We start from the raw sequence: 16,539 nt of genomic DNA on the forward strand, positions 1-16,539 counted from the left end.
CATTTTCGTTACTGACACACCGCCATCGCGAGCAAGCTCGCTCCCACAGTTTTTATCCGGCGGTAAAACCGGACAGGGTCTTACAGTACGTCCAACAGCTCGACGTCAAACACCAGCACGCTGTGCGGTGGAATGCTGCCAACGCCTTGAGCGCCGTAAGCCAGTTCGCTCGGCACGTACAGGCGCCATTTGCTACCGGCATTCATCAGTTGCAGTGCTTCGGTCCAGCCTGGGATCACGCCGCCTACCGGGAATTCGGCTGGCTGGCCACGATCGTAGGAGCTGTCGAACACAGTGCCGTCGATCAGGGTGCCGTGGTAATGGGTGCGCACCTGGTCTTCACGGGTCGGCTTGGCGCCTTCACCCTGGGTCAGCACTTCGAATTGCAGGCCGGAAGCCAGGGTGGTGATGCCTTCACGCTTGGCGTTTTCGGCCAGGAACGCACGGCCTTCGCCTGCGGCGGCTTCAGCCTTGGCAGCGGCTTCGGCCTGCATGATTTCACGAATGACCTTGAAGCTGGCGGACATCTCGTCCTGGCCCACGCGGCTTGGCTTGCCGGCGAACGCGTCGGTCAGGCCGGCCAGGATCGCATCCAGGCTCACGCCCGGTGGCGGGTTGTCGCGCAGTTGGTCGCCCAACTGACGGCCAATGCCGTAGCTGACGCGGGTTTCGTCGGTGGACAGGTTAACTTCGGACATGATGCTGCTCCGCTGTGCGGACGGCTCGAGAATTGCCGTGCGTGACACAGCGCCTCCCGGAGCGCCCGGAACCAAAAGGGCGAGCAGACTAGCACAGATGCCACGGCGGGTGACGAGCCCCCTGCGTCAAAGCAACCCGCCAGAAACGACAACGCCCGCCTGCAATTTGACAGACGGGCGTTGCGCCAGCGCGGTGAACGGACCTCAGTGCTTGGTCAGTTTGTCCAGGTAGCCCATGGCAAATGCCGAAACCACGAAAGTCATGTGGATGATCACGTACCACATCAGGTGTTCGGGATCGACGTTTTTGGCGTCCATGAAAATGCGCAGCAGGTGGATGGAGGAAATGGCCACGATCGAGGCGGCGACTTTCATCTTCAGCGATGAAGAGTCCATGGTGCCCAGCCAGTTGAGCTTTTCCTTGTCGTCGGCGATGTCCAGTTGCGAGACGAAGTTCTCATAGCCGGAAATCATCACCATCACCAGCAGGCCACCCACCAGCGCCATGTCGATCAGCGACAGCAGCACCAGGATCAGGTCGGACTCGGCCATGGAAAACACGTTGGGAATGACGTGAAAGACTTCCTGGAAGAATTTCAGCGCCAGGGCCAGCAAGCCCAGGGACAGCCCGAAGTAGATCGGCGCCAGCAGCCAGCGGGAGGCGTACATTGCATTTTCGATAAAGCGTTCCATTGAATCTCACACCAGGGCTGAAAAATCGCGGCGAGTATATCAGCCACGACCGGCCCCACAAACGCCGGGCCCCTCCCTGGTCCCAGCTCTTGTGTCAAAATTTTACTGCTGGTAGTCGTGCCGTGATGGCCTTCAATGCAGCGGACGAAATTCGAAACCGCCGACGTTGCGACAACGGCCTCCGTTGATTTCACGCAGTTGGGCTTGCATGTGCAGGGACCAGATCTGCGGGTCGTCGGCCAGCTCATAACCGTGCAGTGTCAGGCTTTGCACAATGGTATCGAGGATGGATTCAGCGGCAGTCGGGCCGGGGAATGGCCCTTGGGCCTTGATGGCCGAAGGTTGTTCACCGGCCATTCCGGCGGCGAAGAGCAAGGTCCACATACCGGTATCTCCCGCCAGGGGGCGGATGGCGCATTCGATACGGGTGACAAGGCCCAGGCATTGACGAGTGAGGCAAAGGTTGCGCGACATGGCGGCGCCCCTCGGTAGATCCGGTATTCAGCCCCCGCGAGGAGGCTGTTTCGATCCGATGATGACTCTCGTTATCCTTGAGCTGAGGATAGAAGAAAAGTTCCGGTCGCAAGGACTTTCGAGACCGGAATGCGCCGAGCGGTCACAGTGTGAATATTGACGCCAAAGTGGTGGCGTTTTTTCGTGATAACCCACAAAACATTGATTGCGAGAGCAAGCCTGTGGGAGCAAAGCTTGCTCGCGATGGGGTTGTCACATGCAACACTTCTGTTGACTGGACAAACGCTATCGCGAGCAAGCTTTGCTCCCACAGGGGGGGGCTTGCGGCGGTCAGGAAAACATCAAGCCGGCTTGGCCTCCGCCAGAGCCTGCTGTGCCAGTTCCTTTTCCGCTTCCTTGATGTCGTCCTCGCTGATCATCTCCGCGATCACCCGCAGCCGTTCCACCACGCGGGCATTGACGCTGCCCTCCGGGAATTCGCCGTTTTCATCCGGTTCGCCGGCAGGCTCGCCCACCAGCAGGCTCAGGGCTTCGTCGGCCTGACGCACCGCATAAACGTGGAACTGCCCGGCGCGCACGGCGGCCAGTACCTTCTCGTCGAGCATCAGGGTCGCGACGTTGGCCTGGGGAATGATCGCCCCCTGCTCACCGGTCAGCCCGCGGGCTTCGCAGAGGCGGAAGAAACCTTCGATCTTCTCGTTGACCCCGCCCACCGCCTGCACTTCGCCGAACTGATTGATCGAACCGGTGATGGCGAAGCACTGTTTCAACGGTGTCTTCGACAGGGCCGAAATCAACGTACACGCCTCGCCCAGGGACGCACTGTCGCCGTCCACGTAACCGTAGGACTGCTCCAGGGCGATGCTGGCCGAGATCGCCAGCGGGAATTCCTGGGCATAACGGCTACCCAGGTAACCGGTCAGAATCATCACGCCCTTGGAGTGGATCGGTTGGCCGAGGTTGACCTCCCGCTCGATGTCGACAATGCCGCTGCCGCCCGGGTACACCGTGGCAGAAATCCGCGCCGGCACGCCAAATGCTGAGTCGCCGACCTCGAGCACCGTCAGCCCGTTGCATTTGCCCACCGCCGCGCCGGCGGTGTCGATCAGGATGATCCCCGCCAGCATGTCGTCGAGGATTCGCGCCGAGACACGCCCGGTACGGGTGGCCTTGGCCTTGAGGGCGCGTTCGATATGACCGGCGTCGGTCATCTCGTCACCGGCCAGCTGGCGAATGAAATCCGCCTCGCTGACCAGTTGGAACAGATCTCCGATACGCGCCGACAAGCGTCCCTGGTGTTCGGCCAGGCGCGCACTGTAGGTCGCCAGACGCGCCACCGCATCGGCAGTCAGCGGCGCCATGCCCTCTTCCGAAGTGCGGGTCTTGAGCAACTGGGCGAACTGCTCCAGGCTCTCGTCGCCCATCGGGATGTCTTCGTCGAAGTCCACCAGCACGCGAAACATTTCCTGGAAGTCCGGATCCAGGTCCTGCAAGGCGTAGTAGAGCTGGCGGGCACCGATGATCACAACCTTGACCTGCAGCGCAATGTGCTGCGGCGTCAGGGTCACGGTGGCCACGCGCCCCAGTTCACCGAGCGGCGATTCCATTTTCAGCTTGCGCGATTGCAGGGCACGCTTGAGCGCATCCCACACGAACGGCTCGCCGAGCATTTTTTCCGCTTCGAGAATCAGGAAACCGCCGTTGGCCCGGTGCAAGGCGCCCGGACGCAACTGCCGGTAAGTGGTGTAGAGCGCGCCTTGGTCGGTGCTGTATTCGATCCGACCGAACAGGTTGTCGTAGGTCGGGTGCGGCTCGAACACTACCGGCGCGCCGCCGCTGAACGGATGCCCGACCACCAGGCTCGGGGCGTACTGTTCCTCCAGCAGTTTGCGGGCGATGGCGTCGGTCTTGCTGTCCTCCACCAATTGCTCGACCACGGTCTTGAGCAGGTAGACCTGCATGGCCTGCAGGTAGCCGCAGACCGCAGCGTTCTCTGCGTATTTCTCCGACAGCGGTGCCAACAACGGTTGCAGGGCCAGGGTGATGGTTTCTTCGTTGAGATGGCGCAACTGGTTGCTGGACTCGCGCTTCCATTGCGGCAGGCTGGCGAGCTCTTCGTTCAAGCGCTCTTCCAGGCCCGAGATGTCCTCATGGAAACGCTCGCGCTCGGCTTCCGGTAACTGGGCGAATTCCGCCTCATCCAGGGCCTTGCCTTCGCTCATCGGCGTGAAGGCGATGTTGCTGCTGTCACGGTACAGCGCAACATCCTTCTCCAGCGCCAGGCGCTCGATCACGTCCAAGGCGCGGTCATAGCGCTGGTTGAAGGCGCGGTCGATGGCGCTTTTCTTCTGCTGGTAGGACGGGTGCTCGAACACTGCCGGGAAGGTCGCCAGCAGGTTGTCGATCAGGCCGTTGATGTCGGCGATGAAAGCACCGGCCGTACCTGACGGCAGTTCCAGGGCCCGGGGTTCGCGGGGCTCGTCGAAATTGTTGACATAGACCCAGTCCGCCGGGGTCTGCAGGCGCTTGCCTTCGGCCTTGAGGTAGCGTTTGACGAACGAAAACCGGCCAGTGCCGGGCTCGCCCATGACGAATACGTTGTAACCGGGGCGCGGCATGGCCACGCCGAACTGCAAGGCTTCGACCGCACGTTCCTGGCCAAGCACACCGCGGAAGGGCTCCAGATCATTGGTGGTAGAGAAGCTGAACTGTTCAGCGGAAAACGGACGGGTCAGCGCTTCGGGCGCTAGACGCAAGCTGGCAGCAACAGGATCAGGCATCGGGCTTCCTTACATCAGGCGGGGCAGATAGCGGCATTCTGGCGCCGCCTGCACCTGACTGGCAAGGAGCGCCTCCGCCCAAAGCATAGTCAACGGGAAAACCTTGGACGGGTCCCAGTAGGCAGGTGATCCTCCGTAATGTTTTTGCAAAATGTCACGGAACCCCAGGATCGTGCCTAAACTCCAAATTGCGCGGCTGGAACAATAACCGGCCCACTGGCTGCTATAGGGGCCAGACCCTGTCCATTGGTATGCACATAAAGAGAACATAGCTATGAAACGGATTCTTCTCGGTACTCTCTTCACCGCTGTATCCATCAACGCCATGGCTCAGGCGCCGGGCGGCCCGGATTGCGGCTGGGGCAACATGCTGTTCGAAGGTCAGCGTGGCACTCCGGCACACTTCCTGGCATCCACCACCAACGGCACTTCCGGTAACGCTACCTTCGGCATGACATCCGGCACCAACGGTTGCTCGACCAACGCGGCACTGACCTACGGTGGCAAGTCCTGGCTGGCCATGAATGGCATGATGAACGAGCTGTCCGAAGACATGGCCAAGGGTCAGGGCGAAGCGCTGACCACCTACGCCGTAGTACTGGGCGTGGCGCCGGAAGACCGCGCACATTTCTCTGCCGTCACCCACGAGCACTTCCAGCAGATCTTCAGCAAGGCTGACGTGACCGCCGAAGACGTGCATACCAACACCCTGGCCGTGCTGAAAAGCGATCCTCGCCTGGCCAAGTACGCCACTCAAGCTTAAGCTCGGCATCACTCGCTCCTTTCGGGGAGCGGGTTTTTCTTTTTGGGGCCCCTGCGGTCTTTATTTTTTCGACTTTCCAAGTAGCCGACTATGCTCAAACGCCTTGCCTGGCTGGCGCTCTGTGTGTGCGCCCCGCTGTCCGCCGCGCCTCATGTCGACCCTCAACGTTTGCAGCAACTGGCCAATGACCGCTTCTGGATTTCCCTGGGCCACTACGAAACCGCCAAGCTCGGCGGCTGGCGCAGCTATATCAGCGACAAGAAATTCTTCCTCGCGCCCGATGGCAACGAACATCCCGACCGTGAACTGACCGCCACGCTAGAGGCCCTGTACGGTCCGACCAGCGCCGGCCAGCAACATGCTCAATGCGTGTACCCGGCGCGAACCCGCTGGCTCAAGGCGCAGCTCAACCTGACAGACCTGCCGGCGGTCAATTGCAGCGACTTTACCCAGTGGTTCAAGGACGTCTCGCCTCACAGCGCGGTGATGATCTTCCCCGCCGCGTACCTGAACAGCCCGTCCTCGATGTTCGGCCACACCCTGCTGCGCATCGACCAGGCCGATGTGCAAAGAGACAAGACCGCCCTGCTCAGTTATGCGATCAATTTCGGCGCCTACATCGAAGGCTCCGACAACAGCATCCTCTATGCCTGGAAAGGCCTGATGGGCGGTTATCCCGGCCTGTTCGCCCTGGTGCCGTACCAGGAAAAACTCTCCGAGTACCGTAGCCTGGAGAACCGCGACCTGTGGGAATATCGCCTGAACCTGAGCCAGGCGGAAACCGAGCGCATGGTCGAGCACGTCTGGGAACTCAAGCAGATTCAGTTCGACTATTTCTTCTTCGACGAAAACTGCTCCTATCGTCTGCTCGAACTGCTGCAAGTGGCTCGTCCCAGCCTGCGCCTGACCGAACAATTCCCGCTGACGGCCATTCCCACCGACACCGTCAAGGCAGTAAAAGAGTCCGGCCTGGTAGAAAGCATCCAATATCGACCGTCCCGTGAACGGGAACTGCTCAGCCGCGCCGAACCGCTCAGCGATGATGAACAGCAATGGGTACTCAAAGTCAGCGCCGACCAGCAGCAACTGCAAACCCCCGGCTTCAAGGCGCTGCCGCGCGAACGCCAGGCGCTGATCATCGATGCGGCCTATCGCCTGGAGCGCTATCGCGCCAACGGCCAAGAGCGCGATCCACAACGCGCCCAACGCAGTTTCGAACTGTTGCGGGCGATCAATCAGAATCCCGCGCCGGAACTCGAGATCCCGCAACCGGGCCTGCCCGAGGACGGTCACCAATCGCGTACCTGGCAGGCTGGCCTCGGCACGCGGGGCGACCGGGCGTTCGGCGAGTATGGCTTGCGCATGGCCTATCACGATCTCAACGACAACGCCGAGAGCTTCCCCTTGGGCGCACAGATCGAAATCCTGCAATTGAAACTGCGCCAGTACGAAGGCAATGACTGGCAGCTGCAGCAACTGGACCTGGCGACCATTCGCTCCCTGACCCCACGCAACGAGCTGCTGCAACCGCTGTCCTGGCAGGTCACCGGCGGCCTGGAGCGGGTGCCGGGCAAACACGACGATGAAACCTTGGTCAGCCACGTCAACGGCGGCGCCGGAGGCACCTGGGCACTGGGCGAAGAGGTGCTGGGCTTTGCCCTGGGCACGGTGCGGGTCGAGCACAACAACGACTTCGCCCAATTCATCGCCCCGGCCGCCGGTTTCAACAGTGGTGTGCTGTGGAAAAACCCATTGGGCAACCTGAGCCTGGAAGCCAAGGGCGATTATTTCGTCAACGGCGAAGTGCGCCGCAGCCTGAGCTTGAATCAACAATGGGAATTGTCCCGCAACCTTGGCTTGCGCTTGAGTGCCCAGCGGGAATTCAGCCAATTGGCCTCGCCGCAGAACGAGGTGATGCTCGAGGTGAAGTGGTACCACTATTGAATCTGAGCGAGAGAAGGGGAAAACGAAGCACAACCTCAAGTCGAATCAGGCGTGAGTCCGGGCTCACATTTCGAAGTCAGCCAAAATCAAGTAGATTGGCTTGAATAAACCTTTAATCGGAATTGAATGCTGCGATGCTTGATTATCTGCACATGAAAAACGTGGGGCCCGCTCCTGAGCTCGAAGTTAACTGGGCGCCACGAATCAATCTGATCACGGGTGACAATGGACTGGGAAAAAGTTTTTTGCTGGACCTGGCCTGGTGGGCGCTGACGCGCACCTGGGCCAATACGCCAGCGCTTCCTGTAAACCCCGGCAAGTCCTCAATCGAATATGTTGTAAAAGGTAAATCCGGCGTCGCTCAGCCTGTCGTATCGACCTATAAACGCGAAGACAGCTCCTGGCCCTTGAAGCAAAGCCGTCCCACCATGCCCGGCATCGTGGTTTACGTACGCATCGACGGCGGCTTTTCCGTCTGGGATCCGGCCCGCAATTACTGGCGCTCCGATAAGGATCGCCCCGCCGCATATCACTTCTCTGCCGACGCCGTATGGGATGGCCTTGATGTCAACGGGCAAAGAGTCTGTGAAGGCTTGGAGCGCGACTGGGTCAATTGGCAAAACGGCCGCAAACCCCAATTCAAAGCGTTGGAAAACGCCTTGCGCGACCTTTCCCCCGCCACTGAACCGCTATGCGTCGGGGCGCCCAGACGCGTATACCTGGGCGAGGGTCGAGAACGACCGACACTCACCATCGGCAATCAGAACGTGCCTGTCACGCTGGCCTCGGCAGGCGTAAGACGAATACTGGGGCTGGCTTATTTTCTTGTGTGGGCCTGGTATGAACACCAGGCAGCTGCTGCGCTGCTCGACAAAAAACCCGAACGCCGGTTTGTCATCCTGTTCGACGAACCCGAGACTCATTTACATCCAAGGTGGCAACGCACGTTGATGCCCAGCCTGTTGCAAGCTATCAAGACCTTGCGTGGGAACCACGGTGCCGCGCCTCCCCAACTCCTGATTGCTACGCACTCGCCGCTCGTCGCCGCCTCCCTTGAGCCAGTGTTCGATGAAGAACAGGACGATCAGATTCAATTGTCGATCCAGGACCATAAGGTCACGCTGACACAAGGACACTGGGCGGCCCAGGGTGATGCCAGCAGTTGGTTGGTATCTGACACGTTCGGACTGGAACAGGCGCGCTCGCTGGAGGCAGAAAAAGCCATCGAGGCCGCCGAAGCGTTCATGCGTGGCGAGAAACAACTACCTGAAGGACTCAAGACCCGTGCATCCATCCACAGGTCCCTACAAAAACTGCTTCCTGCCCACGATGAATTCTGGCCACGCTGGCTGATCGAGAGCGGCCTCCTGACGCTCAATGGCGAGGGCAATCAATGATCCCGGTGACCAGGCCAAAGGAACCCGCCGACTTTGATAAAAATGTCAGAACACCGGGAACACAATGGCTCAAGGATAATCCGGGCGCTCCTCGTCCTTCACCGCTCTGGAACAAATGCTCGCAAGCGCTGGCCGATCATTACGCCAACCTATGTGCCTATGCGGCCATGCTTGACCCTACCGGCGGAACGGTTGACCACTACCTCAGCTACAAGAACTTCCCAGGCCTGACCTATGAATGGAGCAATTACCGCTTCGCCTCTGGCACTTTGAACTCCAGCAAGAAAACAGCTGATGACACGGTGCTCGACCCTTATGACGTGGGCCCAGGCTGGTTCGAAATCATTTTGCCGTCGCTTCAGATGCGCACCACAGAAGCGATACCTGCGGCTTATCGTGAAAAAGCCGAGTACACACTCAAGCGACTTAAATTGCGTGACGGTGAGCGCGTCATTCGCTGGCGCCAGAGTTGGTACAACATGTACAAACAAAAAAAGCTGACCCTTGAAGGGCTCCGTGAAGTTGCGCCGTTGATTGCAGATGCCGTTGAAAAAGCAGCCCTCTGAAGGCAGGCTCATTTGCCTGCAACCGCAGATTTTTTTGATCATTCTTTCACCACTCGTCAACAACTTCGCCTCTAGACTCTCCTTGTAAGGCCGCCAATGCGGCAGGGAGACAGGCATGTGGCGCGCGGTAACGATGTTGAGTGTGATGTTGTTGGTCAGCGGCTGTGAAACCACCCACCAAGACCTGATCGCCCGGGGTTATCCACCGGCGTTTGCCGATGGCTACGACGATGGTTGCAGCAGCGGCCGGCAAGCGGCCGGAGTGATCACCGGCCAGTTCAGAAAAGACGTGCCGCGTTACCTCAAGGATCCGCGCTATGCCGAAGGCTGGAGCGATGGTTTCCGCCAGTGCCAGGCCATGCGCGAGAACGAAGAGCGTAATGCCTATCGCGAGCGTCACTGGGATGAGCGTGAGCGGGCCTGGCAACAGCAAAAAGACCGCGACGCCGCCCGGGCTTACCGCTCGCAATAGGTCGCGTACAGGCATTCATCGAAACCAAAAGCCTGCGAGCATGGCCCAAGCTCCAATAGAGGAGAACACCATGAGTCGCGCTTTCGTCAACGAAGACAACGCCGCCGCCCAAGCCGATCAGCCGGTCGAACGCCAGGTCAGTGCACAGCCCAATTACGTGACCCCCTCGGGGTTTACCCAGTTGCAGGCCCGCGTCGCCCAATTGCAGGCGCTACATGGTCAGCACGTGGCCAAAGACGATCAATCAGACAAACAACGCATCGCCGACATTGAACGCGACCTGCGCTATTTCAACCAGCGTGTACAAAGCGCGCAGGTCGTTGTGCCGACGTCAACAGATCACGTGCGGATCGGACATTGGGTGACCTTTGTCGATGAGCATGATCACCAACAGCGGGTGCAACTGGTAGGTGAAGACCAGGCTGATGCGGCCAGTGGATTGATCAACTGGGGCTCGCCGCTGGGACGAGCGTTGCTGGGAGCGAAGGTTGGCGATGAGGTGACATGGGAGCGACCGTTGGGGAATCTCGTTATCGAGGTCGTTGCGATAGATCTCCAGTGATGCTGCCGGTCCGTCTAAACATGCCTAAAGCCTCTAACAAGGCCCGATATTACCCGGTACTCGGGTAGCCCCATCAATTAAGCCTTACAAACTGTGGGAGCGAGCAAGCTCGCTCCCACCATGGATTTACATCCATAAAAAAAAGGAGCCTTTGAAGGCTCCGTTTTTTATGCGACCGACCGAATCAGGCCAATTTCTTGTGCCGTACGCGATGCGGCTGGGCAGCCGCTTCGCCGAGGCGTTTCTTGCGATCGGCTTCGTACTCGGTGTAGTTGCCTTCGAAGAACACCGCTTGCGAGTCGTCTTCGTACGCCAGGATGTGGGTCGCCACGCGGTCGAGGAACCACCGATCGTGGGAGATCACAATGGCGGCGCCCGGGAAGTCCAGCAAGGCTTCTTCCAGGGAACGCAGGGTTTCGACGTCGAGGTCGTTGGACGGTTCGTCGAGCAGCAGGACGTTGCCGCCCTCCTTCAAGGTCAACGCCAGGTGCAAGCGACCGCGCTCACCACCGGACAAGTCCTTGACGAACTTCTGCTGGTCGCCGCCCTTGAAGTTGAAGCGGCCCACATACGTGCGCGACGGGATTTCATAGTTGCCGATGCGGATCTGGTCGGAACCGTCGGAGATCTGCTGGAACACGGTCTTGCTGCCTTCCAGGTCTTCGCGGCTCTGGTCGACGCAGGCCAGTTGCACGGTCTCACCGATTTCGATGCTGCCCGAATCCGGCGTTTCCTTGCCCATCAGCATGCGGAACAGCGTGGATTTACCCGCGCCGTTACCCCCGATCACACCGACAATGGCGCCTTTTGGCATGGAGAACGACAGGTTGTCGATCAGCACGCGGTCGCCATAACCCTTGGTGACGTTCTTGAACTCGATGACCTTGTCACCCAGGCGCGGACCGGCCGGGATGTAGATCTCGTTGGTTTCGCTGCGCTTCTGGAATTCCTGGGATTGCATTTCCTCGAAGCGTTGCAGGCGAGCCTTGGATTTGGACTGGCGGGCCTTGGCGCCTTTGCGCACCCATTCCAGTTCTTCCTTCATGGCTTTTTCATGGGCCGACTGCTGCTTGGATTCCTGGGCCAGACGATCAGACTTGGCTTCCAGCCAGCCCGAATAGTTGCCCTCGTACGGAATCCCTGCGCCGCGGTCGAGTTCCAGGATCCAGCCGGCGACGTTGTCCAGGAAGTAACGGTCGTGCGTGATCGCAACCACGGTGCCTGGGAAGTCGTGCAGGAAGTGTTCGAGCCAGGCGACGGAATCGGCGTCCAGGTGGTTGGTCGGTTCGTCGAGCAGCAGCATGTCCGGGGCCGACAGCAGCAGGCGGCACAGGGCCACGCGACGCTTCTCACCACCGGACAGGTGTTCGACCTTCGCGTCCCAGGCCGGCAGGCGCAGCGCATCGGCGGCGACTTCCAGCTGGCGGTCCAGGTTGTGGCCGTCGCTGGCCTGCAGGATCGCTTCGAGCTTGGCCTGTTCGGCGGCCAGCTTGTCGAAGTCGGCATCCGGATCGGCGTAGGCGGCATAGACTTCATCGAGGCGCGCCTGGGCGTCCTTGATCACGCTGACCGCTTCCTCGACCACTTCACGGACGGTCTTGCTCGGGTCCAGCTGCGGCTCCTGGGGCAGGTAGCCGATGTTCAGGTCCGGCATCGGGCGGGCTTCGCCGTCGAATTCGTTATCGACGCCGGCCATGATTTTCAGCAGCGTGGATTTACCCGAACCGTTGAGGCCCAGTACGCCGATCTTGGCGCCGGGGAAGAAGGACAGTGAAATGTTTTTCAGGATTTCCCGCTTCGGCGGAACAACTTTGCTCAGCCGATGCATGGTGAAGACGTATTGAGCCATGGTGAACCTAGCGTCAGTGACAGGTGAAAAGAACGAGCCAAGCCATGCGCTGCGCCGGCACTTGACGGTCATCAATGCCTGCGCGCGGATAGAGCCTGGGAATCTGGAGCTGGAACGCTCTTGTTTGACCGGCAAAGCTACCTCAACCGTCGGTCAAGGTCCAGCCACCAAGGGCTGGCACTTTGCCACAAGTCAAGGCATGCTAGCCGCCCTCCGGGCGTCCGGCTTATAGTGCACGTCGCGCCAGTCCAGCAAACCGCAGGATTACAGCTTGTCCAACGTCACTCAGCCCCTGTCCCCTCGAGCACCCGCTGTCGTGCCCGGCTCGCCCCTGCGCGGGACATTGAAGAGCGCACTGGCCACGCTGGTGTTGCTGTTGCTCGGTTTGCTGTTCTGGCAATTGCTTGACCAACTGCGCGAAACCCAACAGCAACAACGCCAATACACCATCGACTACACCGCCGATCTCGCCGCGCAGGTCAGCCTGAACATGGCCCTGAACGCGCAAATCGCCCTCAACCTGCTACCGATCGTCGAACAGCCGCAAACGGCCGACGAACAGCGGGCCCTGGTTCGCAAACTCCAACAATCGCTCCCCGAAGTGCGCAGCCTGGCCCTGCTGAGCCCCTCCGGCCGAGTGCTCAGTGACAGCGACGCCGACAGCCACGACGCCGATTACCTGGGTGAACTGGTGCGGCGCAGCCGGGCCCAGGCCCATTATTTCAGCAATGCCGAAGACGGCTCGGTGGTGCATCTATTGTTGCACCAGGCCAGCGGTAGCAGCCGTGGCTACTGGGCCCTGCGCCTGACCCCGAGCTTTTTCTCCACCCTGACCAAGCAGGCCGATATGGGGCTGCGCCCACTGTGGCTGGTGGAAAACCGTCTCAACCAGCAGATCATCAGCCGCGACGAAAACCTGCCCTCGAGCAGCCCTACCCATTTGTCTCCCGATGACCTGGAGAACACCGTACTGACCGTGCCCCTGAGCAGCAGCGACTGGCAACTGCGGGGGCTATTCGACCGTCGCCAGGTGATCGAGCAACTGCTGCCGGCCTTCATCGGCAAATGCCTGCTGGGCCTGGCGTTTTCGTTGTTGCCGGTGATTGCGCTCTTGAACATGCGCCGGCGCCAGCGGCAGTTGCATGAAGGTCGACGGCGCTACCAGGATATTTTCGAAGGCACCGGCGTGGCCCTGTGCGTGCTCGACCTGTCTGGGCTCAAGGCCTTTTTTGAGCAGGCCGCCCTGCACAATGGCGACCAATTGCGCGCCTGGATGAAAACCGCTCACCAACTCGAGCAATTGCGCCAGGAAGTTCACGTCACCGAAGTCAACCAGATGGCGTTGAAGCTGCTCAACGTCGACTCCTGCGACCAGGCCTGGCAACTGTTGGTCGGCAAGGGTACACAGGACAACAACCCCATTGGCTCGAAGCTGCTCGAAGCGTTGCTCGACCCGCACAAGCAGCTGGAGCTGGAAATCAAACTCCAGGACGCCCATGGCCGCGACCAGCACCTGTGGCTGGTGCTGCGTCTGCCGGAAAAACAGGATGACTATAACGCAGTCATCCTGAGTATCAGCGACATCACCAGCCGCAAGCTGATCGAACTCTCGCTGCTCGAACGCGAGGGTTTCTGGTCCGACGTGGTGCGCACCGTGCCGGATCATCTCTATGTGCAGGACGTCATCAGCCAGCGGATGATCTTCAGCAACCATCACCTGGGCCAGACCCTGGGGTACGACCGCACCGAACTGCACCAGATGGGTGAGTACTTCTGGGAAATCCTGCTGCACAGCGAAGACGCCGATCACTACCACCAACTGCGCCAGGAACAACGGCGAGGCGGATACACGCAACTGTTGCAATGCCAGCTGCGCTTTCGCCATCGCAATGGCAAGTGGCGCTGCTTCGACATCCGCGAACAGGCGCTGGCCCGGGACCGGCACAATCAGGTGACACGGATCATCGGCGTGGCCAAGGACGTCACCGAGCAGATCGAGGCCAGCGAATCGCTGCGTGACAGCGAGCAACGCTACCGGATGCTCGCCGAAAGCATCAGCGACGTGATTTTCTCCACCGACAACAAGCTCTCGCTCAACTATGTCAGCCCGTCGGTGCAAGCGGTGCTGGGCTACACCGCCGACTGGATCTTCCAGAACGGCTGGCAATCGATCATCGCCAACCCGCAACAACTGACCGGCATCTACAGCCTGATGGACCGGGTCAGCAAGGCCCTCGACAAGCCCGAACAGCTGGCCGAGCTGCGCAGCCAGATGCAGACCCAGTTGTTCCTGTTCGACTGCCTGCGGGCCGACGGGCGCAAGATCCCCATCGAGCTGCGGCTGGTGCTTGTGTGGGATGAAAGCGGCGCGTTCGAAGGCGTGCTCGGCGTCGGTCGCGACATCAGCCAGCAGCGTCGCGCCGAAAAAGACCTGCGCATGGCCGCCACGGTCTTCGAGCACTCGACCTCGGCGATCCTGATCACCGACCCGGCCGGCTACATTGTCCAGGCCAACGAAGCCTTCAGTCGCGTCAGCGGTTATGCCGTGTCGCAAGTGCTGGACCAGTTGCCCAACATGCTGACCGTGGACGATCAGCAGGAAGCCCACTTGCGCTACGTGCTCAAGCAGTTGCAACAGCACAGCACCTGGGAAGGCGAAGTCTGGCTCAAGCGCCGCAATGGCGAACACTACCCGGCCTGGGTCGGCATCACGGCCGTGCTGGATGACGAAGGCGACCTGGCCAGCTATGTATGCTTCTTCAGCGACATCAGCGAACGCAAGGCCAGCGAGCAACGCATTCATCGCCTGGCCTATTACGACGCCCTGACTCACCTGCCCAACCGCACGCTCTTCCAGGATCGCCTGCACACCGCGCTGCAATCGGCCGAGCGGCAGAAGACCTGGGTCGTGCTGATGTTCCTCGACCTGGACCGCTTCAAGCCGATCAACGACTCCCTGGGCCATGCCGCCGGCGACCGGATGCTCAAGGAAATGGCCACGCGCCTGCTCGGTTGCGTCGCCGATGACGACACCGTGGCACGCATGGGCGGCGACGAATTCACCCTGCTGCTGCAACCGCGCGCCAGCCGCGAAATGGCGCTGAACCGGGCCATTGCCGTGGCCGAGCAGATCCTCGCCAGCCTGGTCCGGCCATTCGTGCTCGAAGGCCGGGAGTTCTTCGTCACCGCCAGTATCGGTATCGCCCTGAGCCCCCAGGATGGCAACGAACTGAGCCAATTGATGAAGAACGCCGACACGGCCATGTATCACGCCAAGGAGCGTGGCAAGAACAACTTCCAGTTCTATCAGGCCGACATGAACGCCAGCGCCCTGGAGCGCCTGGAACTGGAAAGCGACCTGCGCCATGCCCTGGAACAGAACGAATTCGTGCTGTACTACCAGCCGCAGTTCAGCGGCGATGGCAAGCGTTTGACCGGTGCCGAGGCCCTGCTGCGCTGGCGCCATCCGCGACGCGGGTTGGTGCCGCCAGGAGACTTCATTCCGGTACTCGAAGAACTTGGGTTGGTGGTGGACGTCGGCGATTGGGTCATCGCCGAAGCCTGTCGGCAGCTCAGGACCTGGCACCAGGCCAAGGTCCGGGTGCCGAAGGTCTCGGTCAACATTTCGGCCCGGCAGTTCTCAGACGGCCAGTTGGGCACGCGCATCGCCAATATCCTGCGCAGCACCGGCCTGCCTCCGGCCTGCCTGGAGCTGGAACTGACGGAAAGTATCCTGATGCGCGAAGTCAGCGAGGCGATGCAGATCCTGGCCGGGCTGAAAAACCTGGGCCTGAGCATTGCCGTCGATGACTTCGGCACCGGCTATTCATCGCTCAACTACCTCAAGCAATTCCCCATCGACGTGCTCAAGATCGACCGCACCTTCGTCGACGGCCTGCCGTCCGGCGAGCAGGACGCGCAGATCGCCCGGGCGATCATCGCCATGGCCCACAGCCTCAACCTGGCGGTCATCGCCGAGGGTGTCGAGACCCACGAGCAACTGGACTTCTTGCGCGAACATGGCTGCGACGAAGTCCAGGGCTACCTGTTCGGCCGGCCGATGCCGGCCACCCGATTTGAAGCGCAGTTCAGCAATGATGCGTTGTTCATGCTCGACTGAGGCCTTGTACTCTCTGGGCCAGCCTCTCGCGGGCAAGCCTTGCTCCCACGGCGGAACGCAGGCTTTTGTGGGAGCAAGGCTTGCCCGCGATGAGGCCAGTACAGGCAACGCCCCTCTTGCTTGAACCCCATTCGTCCGCGACATGACGCCCTTTCATATGCCTTCCAAAACCGGTTGGGGTAGAATGCCCCCCTTTTCTGCCCCCGATCCTTGAGGACCGC

At 60.5% G+C, this 16,539-nt stretch carries 12 protein-coding genes; 7 read left to right on the forward strand and 5 right to left on the reverse strand.

What is annotated here, in order from left to right; all coding sequences use genetic code 11:
- Positions 1-80: 80 nt before the first annotated feature.
- The 4 genes from GFU70_RS24570 to GFU70_RS24585 all read right to left on the reverse strand — a co-directional run bounded on the left by GFU70_RS24570 (position 81) and on the right by GFU70_RS24585 (position 4,645).
- Entirely contained in the window at positions 81-698 is a 618-nt protein-coding gene (locus GFU70_RS24570; protein WP_003205746.1) for an FKBP-type peptidyl-prolyl cis-trans isomerase, read from the reverse strand.
- A 204-nt stretch (positions 699-902) separates the two neighbouring features.
- Entirely contained in the window at positions 903-1,391 is a 489-nt protein-coding gene (locus GFU70_RS24575; protein ID WP_014340287.1) for a TIGR00645 family protein, read from the reverse strand.
- 132 nt (positions 1,392-1,523) lie between these two features.
- Positions 1,524-1,865, reverse strand: coding sequence for a hypothetical protein (locus GFU70_RS24580; protein ID WP_013694243.1), 342 nt, complete (start codon positions 1,863-1,865; stop codon positions 1,524-1,526).
- Between the two features lie 341 nt (positions 1,866-2,206).
- A complete protein-coding gene (locus GFU70_RS24585) occupies positions 2,207-4,645 on the reverse strand; it encodes a Lon protease family protein (protein ID WP_058544073.1) in 2,439 nt (812 codons plus the stop codon).
- Positions 4,646-4,919: 274 nt separating this feature from the next.
- On the opposite strand from GFU70_RS24585, the gene GFU70_RS24590 reads away from it, so the two are divergent.
- The 6 genes from GFU70_RS24590 (at position 4,920) to GFU70_RS24615 (ending at position 10,349) form a co-directional block, all read left to right on the forward strand.
- Positions 4,920-5,408, forward strand: a complete 489-nt coding sequence (locus GFU70_RS24590) for a DUF3015 domain-containing protein (RefSeq protein WP_003185616.1) — start codon at positions 4,920-4,922, stop codon at positions 5,406-5,408.
- A 90-nt stretch (positions 5,409-5,498) separates the two neighbouring features.
- Positions 5,499-7,352 (forward strand): DUF4105 domain-containing protein, encoded by a 1,854-nt coding sequence (locus tag GFU70_RS24595; RefSeq protein WP_116641304.1) that lies wholly within the window; start codon positions 5,499-5,501, stop codon positions 7,350-7,352.
- Positions 7,353-7,486: 134 nt separating this feature from the next.
- Positions 7,487-8,749: an AAA family ATPase gene (locus GFU70_RS24600; protein WP_058544071.1), complete on the forward strand. Its 1,263-nt coding sequence runs from the start codon at positions 7,487-7,489 to the stop codon at positions 8,747-8,749.
- Positions 8,746-9,315 (forward strand): hypothetical protein, encoded by a 570-nt coding sequence (locus GFU70_RS24605; RefSeq protein ID WP_039014169.1) that lies wholly within the window; start codon positions 8,746-8,748, stop codon positions 9,313-9,315. Before GFU70_RS24600 ends, GFU70_RS24605 begins: the two co-directional genes overlap by 4 nt.
- A gap of 115 nt (positions 9,316-9,430) precedes the next feature.
- Positions 9,431-9,787, forward strand: coding sequence for a hypothetical protein (locus tag GFU70_RS24610; protein ID WP_116641302.1), 357 nt, complete (start codon positions 9,431-9,433; stop codon positions 9,785-9,787).
- Positions 9,788-9,857: 70 nt separating this feature from the next.
- Positions 9,858-10,349: a GreA/GreB family elongation factor gene (locus GFU70_RS24615; RefSeq protein WP_153388925.1), complete on the forward strand. Its 492-nt coding sequence runs from the start codon at positions 9,858-9,860 to the stop codon at positions 10,347-10,349.
- Between the two features lie 184 nt (positions 10,350-10,533).
- Here the strand turns inward: GFU70_RS24615 and ettA are convergent, their stop codons facing one another.
- Positions 10,534-12,198, reverse strand: coding sequence for an energy-dependent translational throttle protein EttA (gene ettA / locus GFU70_RS24620; RefSeq protein ID WP_058544068.1), 1,665 nt, complete (start codon positions 12,196-12,198; stop codon positions 10,534-10,536).
- Between the two features lie 271 nt (positions 12,199-12,469).
- Between ettA and GFU70_RS24625 the strand changes: the two genes are divergently transcribed.
- Positions 12,470-16,318: an EAL domain-containing protein gene (locus GFU70_RS24625; RefSeq protein WP_153388926.1), complete on the forward strand. Its 3,849-nt coding sequence runs from the start codon at positions 12,470-12,472 to the stop codon at positions 16,316-16,318.
- Positions 16,319-16,539 lie beyond the last annotated feature (221 nt).

The organism is Pseudomonas brassicacearum, from assembly GCF_009601685.2.
In the GTDB taxonomy this organism is placed as follows: Bacteria; Pseudomonadota; Gammaproteobacteria; order Pseudomonadales; family Pseudomonadaceae; genus Aquipseudomonas; species Aquipseudomonas kilonensis_B.